Genomic DNA, 3,870 nt, shown 5'->3' on the forward strand with positions numbered 1-3,870 from the left:
GAGGTCGCGGGGTTCGGCGGTGGCGGCGCGCACGGGTACAACGCGCTGGAGGGCACGTTCCTGGGCGGCTGCCTCTTCACCGGGCGGACCGTCGGGCGGGCGCTCGCGGACGCGCTGTAGCGGCGGGGGCGCCCCCCCCCCCGGCCCCCCCCCCGGGGGGGGGGGGGGGGCCCCCCCCCCCCCCCGGGGGGGGCCGCCCCCCCGCGCCCCCCCCCCCCGGGGGGGGGCCGCGCCCGCCCGCCGGGGGCGGAGGGGGCGGGGCGCGCCCAGGTTCCGGGCCCGTTTGCGCACCCCCGCCGCGACCCCCGCCCCCGCCAGCACCGTGACCACCGGGACGACGACCAGCACGCCGCCGACGACGTCGGGCGCCGGCAGCGCGCCGAGCAGCGGCACCGCGGGCAGGGCGCCGGCGTGCACGTCCCCGACGCTGAACAGGGTGTCCGTGCCCACCGCGAAGCCCGGCCCGGCCAGCCACGCCAGCGCCCACAACACCAGCGTCGGCACGTAGGCCAGCTCCGCGAGCGCCAGCACGATGCCGCCGACGGCGTCCAGCCGCAGCGACCCGACGATCTCCGCGATCGCACTGCGCCCCGTGAGCACCCACGCCGTCGCGAGCAGGGCGGCGAGCAGGACCAGCGCGGCGAGCGCCGTCGTCCCCGCCGCGACGCCGTGCGCGACGGGCTCGGGCAGCCGCGCCCGCACGGGCTCCAGCACGTCCCGCAGCCGGGGCGCCTCGGGCCGCCGCAGCAGCCCGGTCCCCAGGCCGAGCACCGCCACGACCGCCCCGCCGAGCAGGCCCGCCCCGAGGTGCAGCAGGGACGTCCCGGTGGCGAGGCCGACGACCAGCACGACCCCCACGTACGCCGCGACCCCGGCGCCGAGCGCCGGCCGCGTCGCGTACCCCGAGCGCCGGGCGGAGGCGTAGCAGCCGAACACCGCGAGCGCCGTCAGCCCCAGCGGCACGAGCGTCACGCTCGGCGCGAGGGTCAGCGGCACGCCGTGCCCGAGCAGCCACAGCCCCGCGGCGACGGACACCGCCCGGGTCCACGGGATGCCGGACGTCGCCGGTGCGGCGGAGGTCGCGACGTACGCGGCCACGGCGGGCAGCACGACGACGAGCAGGGACAGCAGCGCCGCCTGCAGCCCGGCGAGCATCCCCCCGACCCACCGCGGCGCACCGTCGAGGTCGCTGGTGAAGAACCGCGGCGTCCCGGCGTCGTCGAGGACGCGGCGCCGCTGCCGGCTCCCGAGGATCCCGGGAGCCCGGCCGTCGGGGCGGGTGCCGGGTGCGCTGCTCACCCCCTCATGGTCGCCGCCGCGCGCCCCCGGGACGCCGAACCGCCCCGGCGCGGCGCGGATGGCGTCGCGCACAGGGCGGTCCGGGTGGGGGTGTCCCCGTCGTGCTGGGTCAGGAGAGCAGCGCCCGGGCGAGCTCGGCGGTCTCGGTCGGCGTGGTGCCGACCTTCACCCCGGCGGCCTCGAGCGCCTCCTTCTTCGCCTGCGCGGTGCCCGCGGAGCCGGAGACGATCGCGCCGGCGTGGCCCATCGTCTTGCCCTCCGGGGCGGTGAAGCCCGCGACGTAGCCGACGACCGGCTTGGTCACGTGCTCGCTGATGTACGCGGCGGCCCGCTCCTCGGCGTCGCCGCCGATCTCGCCGATCATCACGATCAGGTCGGTCTCCGGGTCCGCCTCGAACGCCGCGAGGGCGTCGATGTGCGTGGTGCCGATGATCGGGTCGCCGCCGATGCCGACCGCCGTCGAGAACCCGAGGTCCCGCAGCTCGTACATCATCTGGTAGGTCAGCGTGCCGGACTTCGAGACCAGGCCGATGCGGCCCGGGCCGGTGATGTCCGACGGGATGATGCCGACGTTCGACTTCCCGGGGCTGATCAGGCCCGGGCAGTTCGGGCCCAGCAGGCGGACGCCCTTGGCCTGCGCGTACGCGAAGAACTCCGCGGTGTCCGCGACGGGGACGCCCTCGGTGATGATCACGATGAGCGGCACCCCCGCGTCGACCGCCTCGATGACGGCGGCCTTGGTGAAGGCCGGCGGCACGAAGATGACCGACACGTCGGCGCGGGTGGCCTCGACGGCCTGCTGCACCGAGCCGAACACCGGGATCGCGACGGTGAGGCCGGACCCGTCGCCGCGCGGGAACTCCACGCTGGTGCCGGCCTTGCGGGGGTTCACGCCGCCGACGACGGTGGTGCCGGACGCCAGCATGCGGGTGGTGTGCTTGCTGCCCTCGGACCCGGTCATGCCCTGCACGATGACCCGGGAGTCCGCAGTCAGGAAGATCGCCATGGTTCGCTGTCTCTCGTCTCTGAGGTCGGTGGTCAGGCGGTCGCGGCCAGGCGGGCGGCCTCGGCGGCGCCCCCGTCCATGGTCTCGGCCAGCGTGACGAGCGGGTGGTCGGCGTCGCGCAGGATGCGGCGGCCCTCGACGACGTTGTTGCCGTCCAGGCGCACCACCAGCGGCTTGGTCGCGTGGTCGCCCAGGATGCCGAGCGCCGCGACGATGCCGTTGGCGACCGCGTCGCACGCGGTGATCCCGCCGAACACGTTCACGAACACGGCCTTGACCTGCGGGTCGGACAGGATGATGTCCAGCCCCGCGGCCATCACCTCGGCCGAGGCGCCGCCGCCGATGTCCAGGAAGTTCGCCGGCTTCACGCCGCCGTGCTGCTGCCCGGCGTACGCGACGACGTCCAGGGTGCTCATGACGAGCCCCGCGCCGTTGCCGATCACGCCGACCTCGCCGTCGAGCTTGACGTAGTTGAGGTCCTTCTCCTTCGCGCGCGCCTCGAGGGGGTCCGCCGCGGCGGCGTCCTCGAGGGCCGCGTGGTCCTCGTGGCGGAACTCGGCGTTGCCGTCGAGCGTGACCTTCCCGTCGAGCGCGACGACCTCGCCGGCCTCGGTGAGCACCAGCGGGTTCACCTCGACGAGCGTGGCGTCCTCCTCGCGGTAGACGTCCCACAGCTTCTGCAGCACCGCGGCGACCTTCGGCGCGACCTCGGCGTCGAAGCCGGCGGTGGCGACGATCTCGTCCGCCTTGGCCTGGTCGATGCCCACGCGCGGGTCGACCGCGACCTTCGCGAGCGCCTCGGGACGCTCGACCGCGAGCTGCTCGATCTCCATGCCGCCCTCGACGCTCGCCATCGCGAGGTAGCGGCGCTCGGCGCGGTCGAGCAGCAGGGAGAAGTAGTACTCCGTCGCGATGCGGGCGCCCGCCGCGATCATCACGCGGTGCACGGTGTGGCCCTTGATGTCCATGCCGAGGATCTCGGCCGCGCGCTGCTCGGCCTCCTCGGCGGAGCGGGCGAGCTTCACACCGCCCGCCTTGCCGCGCCCGCCGGTCTTCACCTGCGCCTTGACGACGACCACGCCGGTCGCGCCGTCGGCGCCCAGCAGGGTCTCGGCCGCGGCCCGGGCCTCGGCGGGTGTCGTCGCGACGATCCCTCCCAGGACGGGTACCCCGTGCTTCTCGAACATGTCGCGTGCCTGGTACTCGAACAGGTCCACCTGCTGCGGTCCTTCCCTCGCCCTGCGCCCCCCGGAGGGGTCCGGCTGCTCTGCCGCGGACGATCGTAGCCCGGCGCGGCAGAAGTATCTCCACGTCGAGATATGTGACGCGGGGCGCATGGCCGGCGCGCCCGCCCGCGCGGCAGCACGGGCGCCTCGCGCGCGGACCTGCGCCCGCCGACAGGACCGCGCCCGGCCGACAGGACTGCGCCCGGTCCACGGGACTGCGCCCGGTCCACGGGACTGCGCCCGGTCCACGGGACTGCGCCCGGTCCACGGGACTGCGCCCGGTCCACGGGACTGCGCCCGGTCCACGGGACTGCGCCCGGTCCACGGGACTGCGCCCGG

At 76.1% G+C, this 3,870-nt stretch carries 2 protein-coding genes and 1 pseudogene; all 3 read right to left on the reverse strand.

Features of this window, described 5'->3' with window-relative positions; genetic code table 11:
• Positions 1-288: 288 nt before the first annotated feature.
• Positions 289-1,155, reverse strand: a pseudogene (locus tag QNH85_RS19880) (cell division protein PerM); the annotation flags it as partial.
• A 253-nt stretch (positions 1,156-1,408) separates the two neighbouring features.
• Positions 1,409-2,305, reverse strand: coding sequence for a succinate--CoA ligase subunit alpha (sucD, locus tag QNH85_RS19885; RefSeq protein WP_213283907.1), 897 nt, complete (start codon positions 2,303-2,305; stop codon positions 1,409-1,411).
• Positions 2,306-2,337: 32 nt separating this feature from the next.
• Positions 2,338-3,522 (reverse strand): ADP-forming succinate--CoA ligase subunit beta, encoded by a 1,185-nt coding sequence (gene sucC / locus QNH85_RS19890; protein WP_282949190.1) that lies wholly within the window; start codon positions 3,520-3,522, stop codon positions 2,338-2,340.
• Positions 3,523-3,870: the final 348 nt, after the last annotated feature.

It is taken from the genome of Cellulomonas endometrii (assembly GCF_949769265.1).
Taxonomy (GTDB): domain Bacteria; phylum Actinomycetota; class Actinomycetes; order Actinomycetales; family Cellulomonadaceae; genus Cellulomonas; species Cellulomonas endometrii.

Bases quoted from the DNA above. Each gene is read 5' to 3' on its own strand.
- sucD (WP_213283907.1), bottom strand. From the start codon at position 2,305: ATGGCGATCTTCCTGACTGCGGACTCCCGGGTCATCGTGCAGGGCATG.